The organism is Pantoea sp. GW821-FHT03E06 (assembly GCF_059420725.1).
On record NZ_JBWKUG010000001.1, the window covers coordinates 1,387,307 to 1,408,549 of the forward strand.

A 21,243-nucleotide genomic window follows, 5' to 3' on the forward strand; every position below is an offset into this window, starting at 1 on the left:
TCGTTACAGATGTTGCGTTGAAGTTGAAGGGGGTGGATTGAGCGTAGGCTCAGCCGCTGGGGTTTCCTGCGATGCATCGGTGAGCGTCAACCCTTTGGTTTCCGGCGCCCAGGCAATGGAAACCAGCGCACCCAGAACCAGAATGGCGGCCAGCAGCGCCATGGTGCCGGCAATGCCATAATTGACGATGGCAAGTGGCAGCAGCAGCGTACCCACGGCCGAGCCGAGTCGACTCATTGACGTGGCGAAGCCTACGCCACGGGAGCGAACATCGGTGGGGAAGCTCTCGGCCGGGAAGACGCCAACCAGATTGCTTACCGCCGACATCACCAGCGTGAAAGCGGCAAACAGCACAATCAGCCAGATGCCCGCGCTGTTATGCAGCAGGCTCAGAAGCAGTAGGCAAGCCGCGAGAAACACAAATGAGCCAATCAGGAAACCGCGGCGAGAACAAAGCGCGGTCAACACAATGCCAAGCACGGCACCAACCAGCAGCAGGCCGCTCAGCAGCAGATCGGTTGCGAAGCCCTGATCCAGTCCCATCTGGCGCAAAATGGCCGGCAGAAAGGTGTAGATGGCGAAATAGGGGATCACCAGGCAAACAAAAAACAGGCAGTTAAATGCGGTGCGGCGGCGATAGCGCGGACGGAACAGGGCGCTCAGGCTGCCATCCTGGGTCTGTTGGCGCTCCTCCTGGAGCGTGACGTTTGGGCCGAAAAGGCGATGCACAATTTTCACTGCTTCGTCTCGACGGCCGCGCCGCAGCAGCCAGCGCGGTGATTCTGGCGTACCAATACGCAGCAGCAAAATGGCAAAGGCGGGCAGCGCCGACGATGCCAGCAGCCAGCGCCAACCTTCTGCGTCGGTTTGCAGCGCCAGATGGCCGACAAAACTTGCCGCCACGTAGCCGACAGTCCACAGCACGCTAAACGCGCCAAGCAGCACGCCGCGATGTTTGCGTGGTGCAAATTCAGCCAGAATGGTGTGGCCCACGGCGAAGTCTCCGCCGAGCCCAAAGCCGATCAGCATGCGTAACAGGAAAAGCTGTTCTGCCGACTCGACAAAAAACTGCATACCGGATGCCAGCGTAATAAGGATAAAGCTAAAGCAGAAGATCTTCTGGCGACCGACGGTATCGGCGATCCAGCCCAAAATCAGGCTGCCGAGAAACAGGCCTAGCAGCGCTGAACTGCCGATCATGCCTTGCCAGAACGGGGTCAGGGCCATCTGCGGCGTCATTTGCGTCAGCGCGAAGCCAACCGAACCGAGAATGTAGCCATCAGTAAGATGGGCGCCAAACGTCAGCCCGGTGATTTTCAGGTGAAAGCGATTTAAGGGTACATCATCCATCAGAGTCGTTTGCGTCATGTTCCTTCCTCCTTCGGGGAGAGATGGTTGTTATTTTATTGTTATCTGGATGAGAAATTACTGTGACACTTGCTTAAGGGGCAGGCCAGTGCGAAAAAGTCATACCCCTATTCCGCAATTTCCTGTGATTGCACTCATAAAATTGCATGTCGGTTCTCCGTGTTAGTAAGGGCTGTGATTAGATTGGCGCTCTGTTTTGCTGCCATGTCTGCCGGAGGCAGGGATGAGAAAATTACCTTCTCTCAGTATGTTGCGACTGTTTGAAGAGACCTGCCGCACGTTGAGTTTCAGTAAATCTGCCGATGCGTTGTTCATGACGCAAAGTGCCGCCAGCCGGCAGATGCGGCAGCTGGAGACCTTTCTAGGTAAGGATCTGTTCGTGCGCAGCCACAGCGGTTTGCTGCTTACGCCAGAAGCGATCCAGCTGCTGCCGGTGGTACGCCAGTCTTTGGATCTGCTGGAGGAGGGCGTGCGCAACGTACAGCAGCACAATCCGCGTCAGCATCTGCGTCTGCAGGTTGCGCCGACTTTTGCCACCCGCTGGTTGGCCCCGCGCCTGGTTACGCTGCGGCAACAGCATCGCCAGCTGCAAATTATGCTGATCAGTGAGGCGCGCCAGAAATACAGCGATTTCGATTGCGCCATCCGCTTTGGATCGCAGGAGGAAGCGCACGCGGCGGGCACCACCGGTGAGTGGCTGTGCCATGAAACGCTGGTGCTGGTGGGCAGTCCGCTGTTGATGCTGGATGGCCTGTGGCCAGAGATCAGCCTGATGCCGCAGCTGCACGTGCTGAATGGCGACAGCCGTCTGGATAACTGGTCGCGCTGGTATCAGGCGTGCGGTGCAGCCCCACCGCTGGAAGATAACGGGCTGGCTTTTAGCACGCAGGATCAGGTGATCAATGCCTGTGTGACCGGCGCCGGTTACGCGGTGCTCGATCGTGCGATGGTGCGCAATGAACTTAACAGTGGCGTGCTGGCGCTGGTATCGCCCCATTTGCTCTCCAGCGCCAATGGCTACTGGCTGGAAGTGCCGGGCGGCAAGCAAACGCTGCCGCGCGTCACGGTATTTCGCGACTGGTTGCTGGCGGAGATGCAGCGTTTTACCGCTGCGATGCCAGCGGCCAGTCTTACGCTTTAAACGAAAGGGTGGTGTGCAGTGGAGTTAATTGATTTGTTAAAGAACGCGCCAATGGTGGCAGCGGTAAAGGATGCTCAGAGCCTGCAACTGGCGCTTGATTCACCCTGCCAGGTGGTCTCGGTGCTCTATGGCAATATTTGCAACATTGGACGCATCGTCGGCCAGATCAAACAGGCCGGGAAAATCGCTTTCGTTCATGTCGATCTGCTGGAAGGCAGCTCGCGTCAGGAAGTGGTCATCCAGTTTTTGAAAATCGTCACCCAGGCGGACGGCATCATCAGCACGAAACCGGCGATGCTCAAAGCGGCGCGTCAGCATGGTTTTTGGGCTATTCACCGCCTATTTGTGCTGGATTCCATCTCGTTTAATAACATCGATAAACAGGTGGCGCAGTCGTCGCCGGATATCGTGGAGATCCTGCCTGGCTGTATGCCTAAAGTGCTGGGCTGGATCACTGAACGCATCAGCCAGCCAATTATTGCGGGCGGTCTGGTGTGTGATGAAGAAGATGCGCGGCTGGCGCTGGCGGCCGGGGCGCTGGCGGTGTCTACCACCAACGCCAGCGTTTGGCCGCTGGCGCAGCGGCGCTAAACGTTAGCCAGCGGGCTTAAGCGCTGAAGCAGCGGATCGAGTACCGCGTGCAGCTGCTGATAAACCTGCTGGTTAAGCCGTTGATAATGCGCATGATGGCGAGCATCTGGCGTAAAGGTCTCGCCAGGTTTCACCAGCGCCGCCACGGCATCCTGATAATTCTGCCAAACCCCAACGGCCATACCGGCATTGATGGCGCAGCCAATCGCCGCCGAGCTGCGCATGGCATTGCGCCGTGCCGGGACACCAAAGATGTCAGCAAACAGCTGCATAAACAGATCGCTGTTAGCACCACCACCTGAAATCACCAGTTGCGTTAACGGTCGATCAAGGGCTTGCATCATCGGATCCACATGGTTCTTCATCGTCAGTACAATGCCTTCGAGCAGCGAACGGAACAGGTGCGCCCGCGTGTGGCGTCCGTCAAAACCGATGATGGCGCCCTTGCGCCAGGGCGCTTCTGCTGGCGCGGCCCAGTCGTGCAGGGTGATCAAGCCATCACTGCCAGGCGGCACCGTGCTGGCCTCAGCACTGAGCAGGCTTTCGATATCCACGCCCTTATCGCGCGCATCCTGTACCGCAGCGGCACCAAATTGATCGCGGAACCAGCTGACGGTCCACATGCCACGCCGCACGCCCATGCATTCATAAAGAAACCGTCCCGGCAGCGCGGCCTGGAAGGGCCAGAAGCGATCGCTGCTGCGCGGTTCTGCGTCGCCATGCACCATTGCGCCAATGTAGGTGCCGAGTGATATCAGCGCTTCACCGCCTGCCAGCGCCCCGGAACCCAAAGCTTCTACCGCTTTATCATGCGCGGTGGCGATAATCGGTAACCCCGCGGGCAATCCACTGGCCTGCGCGGCGGCCGAGGTGACCTCACCCAGGATTTCGCCCGGCCGCACCACGTCGAACAGCTGAGCGCGCTGCAGGTTACACGCCGTCATTTTACCGGCATCCCAATCCTGGCGGAGATCGTCCATCGGCCACCAGCCAATGTAGTTGGCGCTGGTATCCTGCGTCTGGCCGGTTAAACGGTGCGTAATGTAACCTGAGGTGGTGGTCACCCAGCGCACGTTACCGTATTCATCGGCATGCTGATAAGGCTGATTAAGACGCGCATCCATCCAGTTGATGACCGGCCATGCCAGTTCGCCATCGGCACGCATTAATACGCGACAGCAACGAATGACGCATAATCCGGCGGCCAGCAGCTGATGGTCCTGGCCGCCCAGCTGATGAAAGCGAGCCATGGCTGCGCGACACGCCTGCTGCACCGCTGTCCAGAGATCGTCATCCGGATGCTCCGCACGGTTCGTCTGTGGAATTTCCAGCGTGCGAAGCGGCTGCTGCGCGCTGCACATCACGTCGCCATGAGTGTGGAAGATCACCACTTTGGCACTTTGGGTACCGACATCAATTCCCATTAAATAACGCGCTGACATAGTTACACTCCTTTTACTGGCGCGGTGCTAGCGGCGGGGCTTACCCGCTTAATCTGGCCCATCAATAATGCGGTAAACAGCAACACCAACAGGCAGGCAATGCCGCCCATCATCCACATATTTCGATAGGCGAGGGCGGGGGGCAATGCGTCCTGCCAGTAGCCAACGATGGGATAGACAAACACATCTGGCAAGAAGCCGATCACCGAGCAGATGCCAATGGTGGTGCCAAGAATCTGTTTTGGCGTATTCACTTCGCCGATGCAGGCAAAATAAAGGCCACGTGAGGCGTAACAGGTAAATCCCATCAGCAGGATTAAACCAATCGCCAGCGCCAGGCTCACGGGTGTCCGCGTGACCATATATAACAGTGCCACCACGACAAGGCAGATCGCGGCGAAAAATTGGATCACTCGCGTAGGTGAACGCCAGCGGCTGTAGCTGGTGACCATGCCGCCAAGCGGGCCGCAGATAGCGCGAAACACTTTGTTGATAATGATGCCCATATAGCTTGCCGCCACCAGAGACATACCATAGATTTCAGAGAGATAGTTGGTGGAGTAGCTGAGAATGGCGTAGATGGTATACACGCCAAAGATGATCATGCTGCAGTACCAGGTGGTCGGCATTTTCAACACCTGCAGCGCGTGCTGCAGGCTAAAGGCCGAAGTTTCTTCCTGCTCATCGGGGACAAAACCATCGCTCACCAGAAACCAGCAGGCGATCCCGAGCGCAATGTAGGTACCGCTGTAGATCAGAATGACCGCCTTTAAGCTGTTCGGATCGTCGGGATGAAACTGCGCGAAGACCCACACGGTAAACAGCGCCAGCCCCATGACGCCAACCCCACGCAGCCCCTCCATCCAGCCCATGATCTTGCCTTGCTCATCACGCGTGCCGAGTAACGATGCGGCTTTGATTGAGACCGCCCACAGCAGCAAAATGGTGGTAATGGCGAAGGCAACCTGAATTAACAACATTGCCCACAGCGGCGGATAGGTTGCCATCACAGCACCCAGAAGGCCGGTGGCGATCATCGCACCGGACATGACTTTTCGGTGCGAAAACTTATCGGAAATAATGCCGCCAGGCGCGTACAGCAAAATAGCGGTGATACCAAAGGTGCTCATAATGATACCGATTTCAGTATTCGAAAAGCCCATGAATTTTGCCATCGGAATCTGATAAATGTAGCGTAAATAGGCCAGGTCGAAGCTAATGCCGCCGCTGATGCTAATTACCGCCAACGTTAACCAGCGGGTAATATTTTGAGTTTGCATCTTCGATCCCCAAATTAAAAACAAAAAAAAGAGAAAAGCGTCCTCTCCGCTTTCGCGGAAAGTTACTTTTCTCTTCGTCTCAGACAGTAACGGACCGCATTTTTAACACGGCAGCCGAGAAAGGTGTTGTGAAGAAAATCACAAATTAAAAGGAAGTGTATATTTCAGCTTTTTCTTATTTCGCTTAATAAAATCCCAGCATTTTTTATGATTTTTATTCTGCCGGAATTTTGTGATGGCGATCGCTTTAAATTTAGAAAAGCCCATGTTAGCGTAATTAACAGTTACTCGAGATTAGGAGAAAAGTAACTTCTTCGCTTCACCGCGAAGGAGCTTGCTTTTCTCCTTTTTTATTGCCCGTTATTCAGCCAGGAGGTTAATAATGACGACGGAAGCGCTGGAGAGTTTTTCTCTCGACTTCTTTGGGTTGCATGGAAAAAGCGCGATTGTCACCGGTGGCAACAGCGGATTAGGCCAGGCATTTGCCGTGGCGCTGGCCAAAGCCGGCGCCAATGTGTTTATTCCTGACCTCGCCGCTGCCAATCCGGAAACACGCCAACTGATTGAAAATTGTGGTGTGCGTGCCGAATTCATGCAGGCCGATATCACTCAGGCCGGTGAACCGGCGCGCATTGTCGCGGAGTGTCTGGAGCGATTGGGTCAGCTGGATATTCTGGTGAACAATGCTGGGATCTGTAAGCTGAATTCCGTGCTGGAATTTGATCGCGCGGATTGGGATCCGATGATCCAGGTAAATCTTACCGCGGCATTTGAAATGAGCCATCAGGCCGCGAAAATAATGGTGCCGCAAAAGCACGGTAAAATTATTAATATTTGTTCCCTCTTTTCCTGGCTGGGTGGGCAAGGATCGCCCGCTTATGCGGCCACTAAACATGCTATTGCCGGCTTAACCAAAGCCTATTGTGATGAGTTGGGACAACACAATATTCAGGTCAACGGGATTGCTCCCGGTTATTACGCCACGCCTATTACGTTGGCGACGCGCAGTAATCCGGTTACTAATCAGCGCGTACTGGATCATATTCCCGCTAATCGCTGGGGAAATACGCAGGATTTAATGGGGGCGATGGTCTATTTAGCCAGTCGTGCATCAGATTATGTCAACGGCCATTTATTGGTGGTCGATGGTGGATATCGGGTTCGTTAATTTATACCCGTGATACTTGAAGATTTAGAGGAATATATTATGACGCTTTCACGTGAAGCCATTGTCGAGCAGTTAAAAGAGATCGCTGGCCCGCAGCAGATTATTACCGATGAGGCAGAGTTACGCCGCAGCAGCCATGACCGTTTTCGCAAATATGCCGATATTCACGGCGTTTATACCATGCCGATTCCTGCGGCGGTGGTGAAGTTGCAAAATACGCAGCAGGTCGCGGATGTGCTGGCGTTTATGAATCGTCACCAGATCAATGGTGTGCCACGCACCGGCGCCTCTGCCACCGAAGGGGGATTAGAAACGGCGGCACCGAATTCTGTGGTGCTGGACGGGTCCAGCATGAATAAGGTCATCAAGATCGACATTGAAAACATGCAGGTTACCGCGCAGTGCGGCGTGACGCTGGAGGTACTGGAGAATCAGCTGCGCGCGCAGGGCTATACCACCGGTCATTCGCCGCAGTCCAAACCGCTGGCGCAGATGGGCGGTTTGGTGGCAACACGCAGCATTGGTCAATTCTCAACGTTATACGGTGCGATTGAGGACATGGTCGTTGGTCTGGAAGCGGTGTTCCCCAATGGTGATATTACCCGCATCAAAAATGTGCCACGTCGTGCGGCGGGGCCGGATATCCGTCATGTGATCATTGGTAATGAAGGCGCGCTGTGCTTCATCACCGAGGTCACGGTGAAGATGTTCAAATACCAGCCAGAGAACAACCGCTTCTATGGTTATCTGCTTGATTCAATGAAAACCGGCTTCTCAATCCTGCGCGAAGTGATGGTAGAAGGTTATCGCCCTTCGATTGCGCGTCTGTACGATCCGGAAGATGCCAATCAGCACTTTAGCCACTTCTCGCAGAATAAGTGCGTTCTGATATTTATGGCAGAAGGGACGCGCGGCATCAGTGAAGCGACGGGCAAAGGGATTGAAGCGATAGTGGCGCAACATAAAGCGTGTCAGCCGGTCGAGAGCACGCTGATTCAGAACTGGTTCGAAAATCTCAACTGGGGACCCGACAAAGTGCAGGCCGAGCGCGACGTCATCTTGCGTACCGGTAATATGGGCTTCACCACCGAGGTGTCGGGAGATTGGTCAACCATCAACGCGATTTATGAAAACGTACTAAAACGCATCCGTACTGAATTTCCGCATGCGAAAGATATCACCATGCTCGGTGGACACTCCTCACATAGCTATATCAATGGTACCAATATGTATTTTGTCTATGACTACAACGTGGTGGATTGCCGCCCGGAAGAGGAGATGGCGAAATATCATGTACCGCTGAACGGCATGATTGTGGAAGAGACGCTGAAGCTGGGTGGCTCCATGGTGCATCATCACGGCATTGGTAAACATCGCGTACAGTGGGCGAAAGAGGAGCACGGCAGCGCATGGCCTATTTTGCAGGCGCTGAAAACCGCTTTCGATCCGAATGGGATTATGAATAAAGGCACCATCTTCCCGCATGAATAAAGATGAGCGAGTCGCTATGAATGGCGTAATGCTCGTCAGTTAAGCGTAAACCGGTCACCATCAATGGTGAGCCTACGTGGATATCGCCGGGTTTTCGTAGGGTGCGCATTCATGCGCACCTGCATAAAAAGGCATTTTTTTGCTTAGGTGAGCGGCATTACGCCATGTCTGGCGACCTATTTGCCGCAAACCTCGCAATGCGTATCCTGCGCCACGTTCATGCTGCGAAATTCTGCACTCATTGCGTCGTACATCAGCAACTTCGCGCTCGCGGGGGTGCCAAATCCAGTCAGTACCTTTAAGGTTTCCATCGCCTGCATAGCTCCGACGATACCCACCAGCGGTGCCATTACGCCCGCTTCGACACAGCTCAATACCTGATCGCCGAATAAACGGCTGATGCAGCGATAGCAGGGCTCGCCGGGTTGCCAGGTAAATACGCTCAGCTGACCTTCCATACGAATCGCTGCCCCAGAAATCAGCGGCACCTTGTGCTGAAAACAGAGACGGTTGATCTGCTCGCGCGTAGTAACGTTGTCAGTGCAATCCACCACCGCGTCGTGCCGTGCGATAAGTGCGCTTAGCTGTGCATCATCCAGCTGAGCATCAATCGCTTCCAGCTGGCAATGGGGATTGATGGCCGCCAGCTGCTGCTGCGCGGAGGCTACTTTCGTCACGCCAATTTTTGCATCGCTGTGCAGAATCTGGCGCTGCAGGTTACTCAGGCTGACGGTATCGAAATCGAGCAGCGTGAGATGGCCTACACCCGCCGAGGCCAGATAAGGTGCGGCTGCACAGCCCAGTCCGCCCAGCCCGACGACCAACACGCGTGCAGCCTTAAGTTTCTCCTGGCCGTCAAAATCGAAGCCGCGCAGCACGATCTGGCGGTTATAGCGCAGCATCTCTTCATCACTCAGCTCCATGTGCACTAGCCCTCCAGCAGACTGTTAAAGGCTTCAACCTCCACCCATTCGCCGGCTTCCACATCGCCGCGATCGCGCTCCAGCACCACAAAACAGTTAGCCAATGCAAACGAACTGAATACGTGTGAACCCTGCGCGCCGGTGCTGCGGACTTCCAGCACGCCGTCATCACCGCGGCTGAGAATCGCACGCTGGAAATCGAGACGACCCGGCGACTTTTTCAAACGCTGCGTGGCGCGCGCGCGTTGGCGCAGCGGCATGATGCGGGTGGTTTGCCCGGTCAACGTCGCCAGCAGCGGCTGTACCAGCTGATAGAACGTTACTGCCGCAGAGACCGGATTTCCCGGCAGGCCGCAGAACCAGCTGTTTGCCAGCCGTCCAAAGGCAAAGGGTTTGCCCGGCTTAATGGCCAGCTTCCAGAAGGTAATAGCGCCGAGCTCTTCCAACATCGACCGCGTGAAATCGGCTTCGCCGACCGACACGCCGCCGGTGCTGATCACCACATCGGCCTGGCGATCGGCTTCAGTAAAGGCATTACGCAGCGCAGCCTGATCGTCGGCAATCACACCCAGGTCGATCACTTCGCAGCCGAGTTTATTGAGCATCAATGCCACGGTAAAACGGTTGGTATCGTATATCTGACCCGCCGCCAGGGGGTGGCCAACGGCCTGCAATTCATCGCCGGTAGAGAAAATGGCGACGCGCAATTTGCGCAGCACATTCACTTCGGCGATGCCGAGAGAGGCCAGCAGCGGCAGTTCAGCGGCGCCGAGGCGTACGCCAGCGTCGAGAACCTGTTTTCCTGCCTGAATATCTTCACCGATGCGCCGGATATTCTGGCCCCGCTGCACGGGCGCGGTAATGACAATGCCACCGTCGCGCTGCTCAGTTTGCTCCTGCATGACCACGGCATCGCACCCGGCGGGAATGGGCGCGCCGGTCATAATGCGAATCACGCTGCCCGCTGGCCACTCGCCGTTAAAAGGGGCACCGGCGAACGCTTTGCCGGCAACCGGCAGCAGGCGCTCGGGTGCGATATCCGCCAGACGAACGGCGTAACCGTCCATGGCTGAGTTATCAAAAGAGGGCACATCGAGCGGTGAGTTAATCGGTTTAGCCGTGATGCGCCCGGCGGCTTCAAACAGCGAAACGTTGAGCGAATCGCTAATGGGCGTTAACTGCTGCAGCATCTTTTGCTGCGCGTCTTCGAGGGAGATTAATCCTGCGGTAAAAGGTTCCATGTCCATCTCTGCCTGGTTAATTTCAGATGCGGTCTATTATGGGTAATGCGTGGCCGTTAAGCGAGTGCGCACGTTACTCATTCACCGCCCATTCCGCAGCGGCGCGATTTATCGCGCAATAAATTGTGTCGCTACGATGCGTGCGATCTGTGATATCGCTTGTCTTGGTTTGCAACTATGCAGCGAGTAAACACATAGCGACCAAAAAAGCATAATCCACAATAAAAGGTTATGACCGTGAAGGCAGTTTCTGCTTTACAAGATGAGGGGGGCTTTCTATAGTCGAAAATTGCCAAAAAAAGATGAAAACCATTCTAAATCAGTGTTTTTGGTTCTGATTCCTTTACAGGGTACCGGTTATGGCCAGAGCAGTTATCGCAATTCACGGCGGCGCGGGCGCGATTACGCGTGCGGCAATGAGCGCCGAAAAAGAGCAGCACTATCGTCAACAACTGAACGCAATCGTTACCGCCGGCCAGCAGATTCTGGCGGCCGGCGGCAGTGCGCTGGATGCGGTGACAGAAGCCGTACGCCTGCTGGAAGAGTGCCCGCTGTTCAACGCGGGTAAAGGTGCGGTCTTCACGCATCAGGGCAGCCACGAACTGGATGCCAGCATCATGGATGGCCGCACGCGGGCCGTAGGTGCCGTGGCGGGCGTCAGCCATATCCGCAATCCGATCCTGGCGGCGCGTAAGGTGCTGGAAAACAGTCCGCACGTTCTGTTTATTGGTGCAGGCGCAGAAGCGTTCGCCGCAGAACAGGGCTTAACGCCGGTTGAGGCCGATTACTTCTCCACGCCGGAGCGCTGGGAACAGCTGCAGCGCGCGCTGCACAGCCAGCAGATGGTGCTCGATCACGACGGCGAAGCCAGCGGTCACAGCGACGATCCGCTCGATCCGGATCGCAAATTCGGTACGGTTGGCGCAGTCGCGCTCGATCTTCAGGGTAATCTGGCAGCCGCCACTTCCACCGGCGGTATGACCAATAAACAGGCCGGGCGCGTTGGTGACTCACCGTTGGTCGGCGCGGGCTGTTACGCCAGCAACGACAGCGTTGCTGTCTCTTGCACAGGCACCGGTGAAGTGTTTATCCGTACGCTCGCCGCCTATGACGTGGCGGCGCAGATGCACTACGCCGGACGCTCGCTGCAGCAGGCCACCGCCAATGTCATTCACGACAAAGTGCAGGAACTGGACGGCAGCGGCGGGCTGATTGCGGTGGATGCCGCAGGTAATGTCGCGCTGCCGTTTAACAGCGAAGGTATGTATCGCGGATTCGCCTATGTTGATGGCGATGTTGAGGTAGCGATTTACCGCGACAGCTAAGGAGCAGGCATGACGGACCAACAGCTGCAGTTTGCGCCGGAGCAGGTTCTGGCGGTGCGCGATCTTAACGTGCGCTTTGAGCATGAAGGACGCATTACCGAAGCGGTGCGCAACCTGTCGCTCGACCTGCATCGCGGTGAAACGCTGGCGCTGGTGGGTGAATCGGGTTCGGGCAAATCCGTCACCTCACTGGCGCTGATGCGTTTAATCCAGCAGGCCGGTGGCGAGGTGAGCGGTGAAATCCAGCTACGTCGCCGTAATGGCGACGTGCTGGATGTGATGCGCGCTTCCAGCGGTCAGATGCGCAAGGTGCGCGGCGCTGATATGGCGATGATTTTTCAGGAGCCGATGACCTCGCTTAACCCGGTTTTTACCGTGGGCGAACAGATTGCGGAATCCATCCGTTTGCATCAGGGCAAAAGCCACCAGCAGGCGCTGGCCGAAGCGCGCCGCATGCTCGACCTGGTGCGTATTCCGGAAGCGCAAAATGTATTGGCACGCTATCCCCATCAACTTTCCGGCGGTATGCGCCAGCGCGTGATGATCGCCATGGCGCTGTCGTGCAAACCGGCGCTGCTGATCGCCGATGAACCCACCACCGCGCTCGACGTCACTATCCAGGCGCAAATTCTGCAGCTGATCCGCGTGCTGCAAAAAGAGATGCAGATGGGGGTGATTTTTATCACCCACGACATGGGTGTGGTGGCAGAGATGGCCGATCGCGTGCAGGTGATGTATCGCGGCGATGTGGTGGAGCGCGCACCGGTACAGCAGCTATTTGCCGATCCGCAGCAGCCATATACCCGCGCATTACTGGCGGCGGTACCAAAGCTCGGTGCCATGCACGGCCAGCCGTTACCGGCAAAATTTCCCTTACTGCATGCTAACGGTCGCGAAGAAATTGCAGCACCGCAGGATACGGTACGCCACGATCGACCGCCGATTTTACAGGTTCGCGATTTGGTTACGCGTTTCGATATTCGCGGCGGGTTGCTCAATCGCGTGAAGCGTCGCGTGCACGCGGTGGAGAAAGTCAGTTTCGATCTCTACGCCGGTGAAACGCTGGCGCTGGTGGGCGAATCCGGCTGTGGTAAATCTACTACCGGACGTTCACTGCTGCGGCTGGTAGCCAGCCAGGGCGGCACGATTACCTTTGATGGCCAGCGCATTGATGCGTTGCAGGGCAATGCGCTGGCGTCGCTGCGCCGTGATATTCAGTTTATCTTTCAGGATCCGTACGCCTCACTCGATCCGCGGTTAACCGTGGGTTTTTCCATTATGGAACCGCTGCTGGTGCATCAAACGATGGATCGCCGTCAGGCGGAGAAGCGCGTCGCCTGGCTATTGGAACGTGTTGGCCTGCTGCCGGAACATGCGCAGCGCTATCCGCACGAGTTTTCCGGCGGGCAGCGGCAGCGCATCTGCATTGCGCGTGCGCTGGCGCTCAATCCCAAAGTGGTGATTGCCGATGAATCGGTGTCGGCGCTGGATGTGTCAATTCAGGCGCAGATCATCAACCTGATGCTCGATTTGCAGCGCGAATTTGGTATCGCCTTCTTATTTATCTCGCACGATATGGCGGTAGTAGAACGTATCAGCCATCGCGTGGCGGTGATGTATCTTGGACAGATTGTGGAGATGGGACCGCGCCAGGCCGTGTTCGAACAGCCGCGTCATCCTTACACCAAAAAACTGATGGCCGCGGTGCCGGTGGCCGATCCGGCCCACCGGCATCGTGAGCGGGCGCTGATGGTGGATGAGATCCCCAGCCCGATTCGCCCGCTGGGCGATGAGCCGGAAGTGGCGCCCTTACTGGAAGTGGCACCGGGCCATTTTGTTGCCCGCCACGCAATTAGCGGCGCCTGAGCAGCAAATAACCGCACATCTTTGGATGTCGCGCATGACAGGGATTACAGGAGAACGATAACGATGCACCATATTATGCGAAAAGGGGTTATCACTGCCGGTTTGTTGAGTTCGGCGCTGGCGCTGCCCGCGTGGGCGGCGAAAGATGCGGTGATTGCGGTGGCCTCAACCTTTACCACGCTCGATCCTTACGATGCCAACGATACGCTGTCGCAGGCGGTAGCGAAGTCTTTCTATCAGGGCTTATTCGGCTTTGATAAAGACATGAAGCTGACCAACGTACTGGCGGAGAGCTATCAGGCGAGCAGCGATGGCCTGACGTACACCATCAAGCTGCGTTCCGGCGTGAAATTCCAGGATGGTACCGATTTCAATGCCGAAGCGGTGAAAGTTAACCTCGATCGCGCCAGCAATCCGGATAACCACCTCAAGCGCTATAACCTGTTCAAATATATCGCCACTACCGAAGTAGTTGATCCGAGCACGGTGAAGATCACCCTGAAACAGCCGTTCTCAGCCTTCATCAACAACCTGGCGCACCCGGCGGCGGTGATGATTTCACCGACCGCGTTGAAGAAATATGGCAAGGATATTGGCTTCCATCCGGTGGGTACCGGCCCGTTTGCCTTTGATACCTGGAATCAGACCGACTTCGTGAAAGTGAAGAAGTGGGATGGCTACTGGAAAAAAGGCTATCCGAAGCTGGATAGCATTACCTGGCGTCCGGTGGTGGATAACAACACCCGCGCGGCAATGCTGCAAACCGGTGAAGCAAGCTTTGCTTTCCCGGTACCCTTTGAGCAGGCCAAACTGCTGCAAGGCAACAGCAAGCTCGATGTGGTGACCACGCCGTCGATCATGCAGCGCTATATCAGCCTCAACGTCACGCAAAAGCCGTTTGATAATCCGAAAGTGCGTGAAGCGTTGGAGTACGCGATTAACCGTCAGGCGCTGGCGAAAGTGGCCTTTGCCGGTTACGCCACGCCAGCTACCGGCATCGTGCCGCCAACCATCGACTTTGCCCAGAGCTATCCGGCGATCAAATACGATCCGGCTAAAGCGCGTGAATTGCTGAAAGAAGCCGGCTTCCCGAACGGCTTCGAAACCACCTTGTGGTCATCGCATAACCACAGCACCGCGCAGAAAGTGCTGGAGTTCACTCAGCAGCAGCTGGCGCAGGTGGGCGTGAAGGTGAAGGTGACGGCGATGGATGCCGGTCAGCGCGCGGCTGAAGTCGAGAGCAAAGGGCAGAAAGAGAGCGGTGTACGCATGTTCTACACCGGCTGGTCCGCTTCAACGGGTGAAGCCGATTGGGCGCTGACGCCGCTGTTCGCCACCACGTCCTGGCCGCCAGCGATCTTTAACACCGCGTTCTACAGCAATCCGCAGGTGGATAAAGATCTCGCCGATGCGCTGAAAACCACCGATCGCGATCAGAAGGCCAAACTGTATAAAGACGCGCAGGATCGCATCTGGAACGATCATCCGTGGATCCCGCTGGTGGTCGAGCAACTGCTGTCTGCCAACAATAAAAACCTCAGCGGTTTTTATGTCATGCCCGATACCTCATTCAATTTTGATGAGGCCGATCTGAAGTAACAGACGCGGCCAGCCCTGCGGGGCTGGCCAATGCTGCGCAGGACTTTGCATGCTCAACTATTTTCTCAAACGATTACTGGGATTGATTCCCACGCTGCTGATTGTTGCGGTGCTGGTATTCCTGTTTGTTCACCTGCTGCCGGGCGATCCGGCGCGCCTGATTGCCGGCCCGGAAGCGGATGCTTCAGTGGTGGCGCTGGTGCGTCAGGATCTCGGCCTCGATCAGCCGCTGATCAAACAGTTCTGGCACTTTATGCTCAACGCGGTGCAGGGCGATTTTGGTCATTCGCTGGTCTCGAAGCGACCGGTTATCGACGAAATTGCCGCACGCTTTTTCCCCACGCTGTGGCTGACGCTGAGCAGCATGGTGTGGGCGGTAATTTTCGGTATGGCGATTGGCATTACCTCCGCGGTATGGCGCAATCGCTGGCCGGATCGTATCGGTATGACGCTGGCGGTGTCGGGCATCTCGTTCCCGGCGTTTGCGCTCGGCATGCTGCTGATGCAGGTGTTTTCGGTCGAACTCGGGTGGTTACCGACCGTGGGCGCAGATAGCTGGAAACACTACATTTTGCCGTCAATCACGCTGGGTGCCGCGGTGGCGGCGGTGATGGCGCGCTTCACCCGCGCCTCGTTCGTGGAGGTGATGCAGGAAGATTATATGCGCACCGCGCGCGCCAAAGGGGTACGCGAATCGCTGGTGGTGGTAAAACATGGTCTGCGTAATGCGATGATTCCGGTGGTGACCATGATGGGCCTGCAGTTCGGTTTCCTGCTGGGCGGCTCAATTGTGGTGGAAGTGGTGTTCAACTGGCCTGGCTTAGGCCGCTTGCTGGTGGATTCGGTAGAGATGCGCGATTACCCGGTGATTCAGGCCGAAGTATTGCTGTTCTCGCTGGAGTTCATCCTGATTAACCTGATTGTCGATGTGCTGTACGCGGCAATCAACCCGGCAATTCGCTACAAGTAAGGAGTCGCAATTGAAGAACTGGCGACGTGCCGCGGCATTAAAAACTCTGCCGACCATCACTGAAAACCGGGTGCGCACGCCGTGGCGTGAATTCTGGCGGCGCTTTCGCCGGCAACATGTGGCGCTGCTGGCCGGACTGTTTGTACTGCTGCTGATTGTGGTGGCGTTTATTGCGCCGATGATTGCGCCGTTTGATGCGGAAAACTATTTCGATTACGACCGGCTGAATGAAGGACCGTCGCTGATGCACTGGTTTGGCGTCGATTCGCTGGGGCGCGATATTTTCAGTCGTGTGCTGGTGGGAACGCGCATCTCGTTGATTGCGGGTTTCTTTTCCGTGGCGATTGGCGCGCTGATTGGCACGGTGTTGGGTTTGCTGGCGGGCTATTACGAAGGCTGGTGGGATCGCATCACCATGCGTATTTGTGACGTGCTGTTTGCCTTTCCCGGCATTCTGCTGGCGATTGCGGTGGTGGCGATCATGGGCAGCGGCATGAGCAACGTCATTGTCGCGGTGGCGATTTTCAGTATTCCGGCGTTTGCCCGTTTGGTACGTGGCAATACGCTGGTGCTGAAACATCAAACCTATATTGAGTCGGCGCGCAGTATTGGCGCGTCGGATTGGACCATCATCATGCGACATATCTTACCCGGCACGGTGTCGTCGATTGTGGTCTATTTCACCATGCGTATCGGTACTTCGATTATCACTGCGGCGAGCTTGTCGTTTCTGGGGTTGGGCGCGCAGCCGCCTACGCCTGAGTGGGGGGCGATGCTCAATGAAGCGCGCGCCGATATGGTGATTGCGCCGCACGTGGCGATTTTCCCCAGCCTGGCGATTTTCCTCACCGTACTGGCGTTTAACCTGTTGGGCGATGGTTTGCGTGATGCGCTCGATCCGAAACTGAAAACTTGATGTGAGATTGGATCGCCATGAATGACGACCCTACAAAAATGTGCTGATTTCAGCCGCACAATACCTGCATCGATCATCCGTAAGGTCGCTATTTATGGCGACCTTTTCATCAACTGTAAGATAACTGCTTTAGAACGTTTCCCAGTTATCGTTACTGTGTGCTGCCACCGCAGGCAGCGCGCGGGTAGGGGTAAGTGCAGGTTTTACCGCTTTGGTAGCAGGCTCCGTTGCTTGACGCGTGCCGGTATTGAAGCGCGAAACCGCAGAGGAGAGGCTGCTCGCCTGCTGCTCCAGAGATGCCGAGGCGTTAGCGGATTCCTGCACCAGCGTGGCATTCTGCTGCGTGACGCGATCCATCTCATTCACCGCCTGACCAATCTGATCAATGCCACGGCTCTGCTCATCAGACGCTGAAGCAATCTCGCCCATGATATCGGTGACGCGCGTGACGGCGCTGACGATCTCCTGCATCGTATCGCCTGCGCTGCTCACCTGCTGTGAACCGATATTCACGCGCTGCACCGAATTTTCAATCAGCAGTTTAATCTCTTTCGCCGCCTGTGCGCTGCGCTGCGCCAGATTACGTACTTCACCGGCCACCACGGCAAAGCCGCGGCCCTGTTCACCGGCGCGCGCCGCTTCTACCGCCGCGTTCAGTGCCAGAATGTTCGTCTGGAAAGCAATGCCGTCAATGACGCTGGTGATGTCGGCAATTTTCTTCGAGCTATCGGCGATGTCGCGCATGGTTTTCACCACGCCATCAACCACATTGCCACCTTTGTCGGCCGTTTCTGACGCTGTTTTTGCCAGTTGCGTAGCCTGACGCGCGTTATCAGCGTTCTGTTTAACGGTTGCGGTTAGCTCTTCCATGCTTGCCGCTGTCTCTTCCAGCGACGCCGCTTGCTGCTCGGTACGCGAAGAGAGGTCGTTATTACCGGTCGCGATTTCGCTGGCGCTGCCGAAAATGGCATCAGCACTATCACGTACGTTGTTGATGGTGTTGCGCAGCGCCTGCTGCATATGGTTAAGGCTGGCGGCGATCGACGCCATTTCGCTGCGTCCTTCCACCTGCAAGCTGGCGGAGAGATCGCCGTCAGCAAAACGCTCCAGCTGCTGCTGAACCTGTTTCATCGGGGCCAGCAGAATACGGCGTACCAGCACCCACACGGCAATCAGCAACAGCAACACCACGGCGATCATGACGCCCACCATCACCAACATCTGCTGATAGGTGCTATTGTTTTCTGCATTACGTTCCGCTAGCAGTTGAACATTCTGCTCGCGCCACTGTTTGTAAGCGGCTTCCAGATCGTCCTGTGCCTGCTGTGCATCCAGATTGCCGTAGGCGGCATAGTCATTTGCCTTCAGGAACACGGCGGACTGTTTCAGTATGTCAGCGAAAGCGGTGAACTTAGCCTCAATGACGCTGGCTGCGTCGGCGCTTTGTCCCGGCAGGCGCGGCATGGTTTTATACAGCTGATAGTGCTGATTAGCTTCATCAAGCGACGCGCCTGCGGACAGCAGCAGTTTATTGATCGCCGCAAGTGATGACTCATCAGTTTGATTTTTCAGAATACGAATAGCGACGCGGTTAATGATGACGCGCGTTTTCACCAGCGTTTGCCAGCCATCGGCCACTTCACGCTGCTGCTGTGACAGTTGATTGCTGGTCGTGAAATTATGCTGCCCGGCAATCAGGGATGATAAAAACAGCGAGCCGGAAATCGCCTGCATCGCGGTGAAAACCACCAGAATCATCATGATGGCGGTCACAATTTTCATTCGTTTAAACATAGGGGCATCTCTGAGGAAGTAGGCTGATAGTTATGTTATCGGTGTAAAAGCAAATCGCTTAAGCGCCGTCTGGAAATAATTACGTCACGGGACGATGAAAGGTGGGAAAAACAGATGAAACCGTTTGATTATGAGCAGGATTTCAAGCACATCGATTTTCGTCGCCAGCCCGAGTTATATCAGGTGGGACGCGGTGAGCAGGGCGTGCTGATGGTTGAGCCCTACAAAAGTGAAATTCTGCCGCACTGGCGTTTTCGCACCGTGGAGCTGGCGCAGCACTCTTCGCAGCAGATTATGCAGATGTTTGAGGCGTATCGCGCGCAGGATGATTTTGTCGGCATGGACATGGCGCGTAAATATATTCAAATGGGTTATACGCGAGCACGCCGCTACAGCAATCATCAGGGCGGACGCAAATATGATGGGGAGGGCAAGGTATTGCCGCGCACCACAGAAAAAGAAAAGGCCGCTGCGGCGGCCGTTTTTAAAGCATGCTGGGACAAGATAAGGGCAGATACTGACTATCTGGCGCGCAAACGCGCGCACCAGCAGAAGTATGGTTAAACGCGCGTGCCCCAAAGATCGTATTCGTCGGCGTGTTCCACTTTAACGCGCACCACGTCGCCGACTTTTACCTGACGATCGCCATTCAGATATACCGCGCCATCGATTTCTGGCGCATCCGCCATGCTGCGGCCAACTGCGCCTTCTTCGTCGACTTCATCGATGATCACCAGCACTTCGCGGCCAATTTTCTCCTGCAGACGTTCACTGGAGATTTTCTGCTGCAGCTGCATAAAGCGGTCAAAGCGCGCTTGCTTCACGTCATCCGGTACCTGGTCCGGCAGCTGGTTGGCGGTGGCGCCTTCAACCGGGCTGTACTGGAAGCAACCGACGCGATCGAGGCGTGCTTCCTGCAGGAAGTCGAGCAGCATCTGGAAATCTTCTTCGGTTTCACCCGGGAAGCCGACAATAAAGGTTGAGCGCAGCGTCAGCTCCGGGCAAATTTCGCGCCAGCGCTTGATGCGTTCCAGCGTACGTTCTACGGCGCCTGGACGCTTCATCAGCTTGAGGATGCGCGGACTGGCGTGCTGCAGCGGAATGTCCAGGTACGGCAGAATCTTGCCTGCTGCCATCAGCGGGATGACGTCATCCACGTGCGGATAGGGATACACGTAGTGCAGACGCACCCACACGCCGAGCTTGGCTAACTGCTCGCACAGGCTGACCATGCTGGTTTTCACCGGTGAACCGTTCCAGAAACCGGTGCGGTGTTTAACATCCACGCCGTAAGCCGAGGTGTCCTGCGAGATCACCAGCAGCTCTTTCACGCCGGCTTCCACCAGACGTTTGGCTTCGTCGAGTACCGATCCAATTGGGCGGCTATCGAGATCGCCACGCATCGAAGGAATAATGCAGAAGGTGCAGCGATGGTTGCAGCCTTCAGAAATTTTCAGATAAGCGTAATGGCGCGGTGTTAGTTTGACACCTTGCTCCGGCACCAGGCTGAGGAACGGGTTGTGTTCCGGCTTTGGCACATAAGTGTGCACGTGCGACAGCACTTGTTCGTAGCTGTGCGGGCCGGTGATCTCCAGTACCTTGGGGTGCACTTCGCGGATCTGATCCACTTTGGCACCGAGGCAGCCGGTGACGATCACTTTGCCGTTTTCGTTCAGCGCTTCACCAATCGCTTCCAGGGATTCCTGTACGGCGCTATCAATAAATCCACAGGTGTTAACGATGACAATCTCTGCATCGTCGTAGCGTGGTACCACGTCATAGCCTTCCGTACGCAGTTCCGTCAGGATGCGTTCAGAGTCGACAAGGTTTTTCGGACAGCCGAGGGAGACGAATCCCACGCGTGGTGGATTTTTGACATGGCTCATAAGGATAAAAATTCATCATAATTAGTGTGGATAGGGGGGCGATTGTACAGAGGTTGCGGAGGAAAATGTATAGGCTGTGTAAGAATCTCCTTATGGGGCAACCAATGTGCTGTGATTGTGCTTAACTCAATTGGCGAGGCGGCCAAATCGTTGTGGCACAGCGCTTAGATACCCGGCGGCAAACGGTCATCCGAGTTGTGTAAAGAGGCGTGTTTTGCTTAAATGTTGGGTCGGTGAATGTA

At 55.9% G+C, this 21,243-nt stretch carries 17 protein-coding genes; 10 read left to right on the plus strand and 7 right to left on the minus strand.

The annotated features are described in order from the left end of the window. Positions 1–3: 3 nt before the first annotated feature. Positions 4–1,368 (minus strand): MFS transporter, encoded by a 1,365-nt coding sequence (locus tag AC07WB_RS06405; RefSeq protein WP_097094427.1) that lies wholly within the window; start codon positions 1,366–1,368, stop codon positions 4–6. Between the two features lie 223 nt (positions 1,369–1,591). Here AC07WB_RS06405 and AC07WB_RS06410 point away from each other — a divergent pair, with 223 nt between their 5' ends. Both AC07WB_RS06410 and AC07WB_RS06415 read left to right on the plus strand, forming a co-directional pair. Continuing rightward, a complete protein-coding gene (locus tag AC07WB_RS06410) occupies positions 1,592–2,509 on the plus strand; it encodes a LysR substrate-binding domain-containing protein (RefSeq protein ID WP_345827000.1) in 918 nt (305 codons plus the stop codon). Between the two features lie 51 nt (positions 2,510–2,560). Continuing rightward, positions 2,561–3,100, plus strand: coding sequence for a glycerol-3-phosphate responsive antiterminator (locus tag AC07WB_RS06415; RefSeq protein ID WP_494941055.1), 540 nt, complete (start codon positions 2,561–2,563; stop codon positions 3,098–3,100). On the opposite strand, the gene AC07WB_RS06420 is transcribed toward AC07WB_RS06415, so the two are convergent. Together AC07WB_RS06420 and AC07WB_RS06425 are read right to left on the minus strand one after the other, a co-directional pair. Then, complete coding sequence (locus AC07WB_RS06420) at positions 3,097–4,542, minus strand: FGGY-family carbohydrate kinase (protein ID WP_494940205.1); 1,446 nt, start codon at positions 4,540–4,542, stop codon at positions 3,097–3,099. The two genes, AC07WB_RS06415 and AC07WB_RS06420, sit on opposite strands and share 4 nt — an antisense overlap. Before the next feature lie 2 nt (positions 4,543–4,544). Next, on the minus strand, positions 4,545–5,822 hold the full coding sequence (locus AC07WB_RS06425) for an MFS transporter (RefSeq protein ID WP_494940206.1): 1,278 nt from the start codon (positions 5,820–5,822) through the stop codon (positions 4,545–4,547). Positions 5,823–6,204: 382 nt separating this feature from the next. On the opposite strand from AC07WB_RS06425, the gene AC07WB_RS06430 reads away from it, so the two are divergent. Continuing rightward, on the plus strand, positions 6,205–6,990 hold the full coding sequence (locus tag AC07WB_RS06430; RefSeq protein WP_494940207.1) for an SDR family oxidoreductase: 786 nt from the start codon (positions 6,205–6,207) through the stop codon (positions 6,988–6,990). A 39-nt stretch (positions 6,991–7,029) separates the two neighbouring features. Continuing rightward, entirely contained in the window at positions 7,030–8,481 is a 1,452-nt protein-coding gene (locus AC07WB_RS06435) for an FAD-binding oxidoreductase (protein WP_494940208.1), read from the plus strand. Positions 8,482–8,657: 176 nt separating this feature from the next. Here the strand turns inward: AC07WB_RS06435 and moeB are convergent, their stop codons facing one another. Continuing rightward, on the minus strand, positions 8,658–9,404 hold the full coding sequence (gene moeB, locus AC07WB_RS06440; protein ID WP_494940209.1) for a molybdopterin-synthase adenylyltransferase MoeB: 747 nt from the start codon (positions 9,402–9,404) through the stop codon (positions 8,658–8,660). A 5-nt stretch (positions 9,405–9,409) separates the two neighbouring features. Further along, the gene (gene moeA, locus AC07WB_RS06445) at positions 9,410–10,645 is read right to left on the minus strand and encodes a molybdopterin molybdotransferase MoeA (RefSeq protein WP_494940210.1); all 1,236 of its coding nucleotides are present in this window, start codon (positions 10,643–10,645) and stop codon (positions 9,410–9,412) included. Positions 10,646–11,004: 359 nt separating this feature from the next. Here moeA and AC07WB_RS06450 point away from each other — a divergent pair, with 359 nt between their 5' ends. From AC07WB_RS06450 to gsiD, 5 genes are all read left to right on the plus strand, one after another. Continuing rightward, entirely contained in the window at positions 11,005–11,970 is a 966-nt protein-coding gene (locus tag AC07WB_RS06450; protein ID WP_494940211.1) for an isoaspartyl peptidase/L-asparaginase family protein, read from the plus strand. 9 nt (positions 11,971–11,979) lie between these two features. Further along, positions 11,980–13,836, plus strand: a complete 1,857-nt coding sequence (gene gsiA, locus AC07WB_RS06455; RefSeq protein WP_494940212.1) for a glutathione ABC transporter ATP-binding protein GsiA — start codon at positions 11,980–11,982, stop codon at positions 13,834–13,836. A gap of 63 nt (positions 13,837–13,899) precedes the next feature. After that, positions 13,900–15,435: a glutathione ABC transporter substrate-binding protein GsiB gene (gene gsiB / locus AC07WB_RS06460; RefSeq protein WP_494940213.1), complete on the plus strand. Its 1,536-nt coding sequence runs from the start codon at positions 13,900–13,902 to the stop codon at positions 15,433–15,435. 49 nt (positions 15,436–15,484) lie between these two features. After that, positions 15,485–16,405 (plus strand): glutathione ABC transporter permease GsiC, encoded by a 921-nt coding sequence (gene gsiC, locus AC07WB_RS06465; protein ID WP_097094415.1) that lies wholly within the window; start codon positions 15,485–15,487, stop codon positions 16,403–16,405. Positions 16,406–16,415: 10 nt separating this feature from the next. Beyond that, a complete protein-coding gene (gsiD, locus tag AC07WB_RS06470) occupies positions 16,416–17,321 on the plus strand; it encodes a glutathione ABC transporter permease GsiD (RefSeq protein ID WP_097094414.1) in 906 nt (301 codons plus the stop codon). 129 nt (positions 17,322–17,450) lie between these two features. Here the strand turns inward: gsiD and AC07WB_RS06475 are convergent, their stop codons facing one another. Further along, positions 17,451–19,115: a methyl-accepting chemotaxis protein gene (locus tag AC07WB_RS06475; protein ID WP_494940214.1), complete on the minus strand. Its 1,665-nt coding sequence runs from the start codon at positions 19,113–19,115 to the stop codon at positions 17,451–17,453. A 114-nt stretch (positions 19,116–19,229) separates the two neighbouring features. On the opposite strand from AC07WB_RS06475, the gene AC07WB_RS06480 reads away from it, so the two are divergent. Then, complete coding sequence (locus tag AC07WB_RS06480) at positions 19,230–19,679, plus strand: DUF4385 domain-containing protein (protein ID WP_097094412.1); 450 nt, start codon at positions 19,230–19,232, stop codon at positions 19,677–19,679. On the opposite strand, the gene rimO is transcribed toward AC07WB_RS06480, so the two are convergent. Next, positions 19,676–21,001 (minus strand): 30S ribosomal protein S12 methylthiotransferase RimO, encoded by a 1,326-nt coding sequence (gene rimO, locus AC07WB_RS06485; RefSeq protein ID WP_097094411.1) that lies wholly within the window; start codon positions 20,999–21,001, stop codon positions 19,676–19,678. The genes AC07WB_RS06480 and rimO overlap by 4 nt on opposite strands. Positions 21,002–21,243 lie beyond the last annotated feature (242 nt).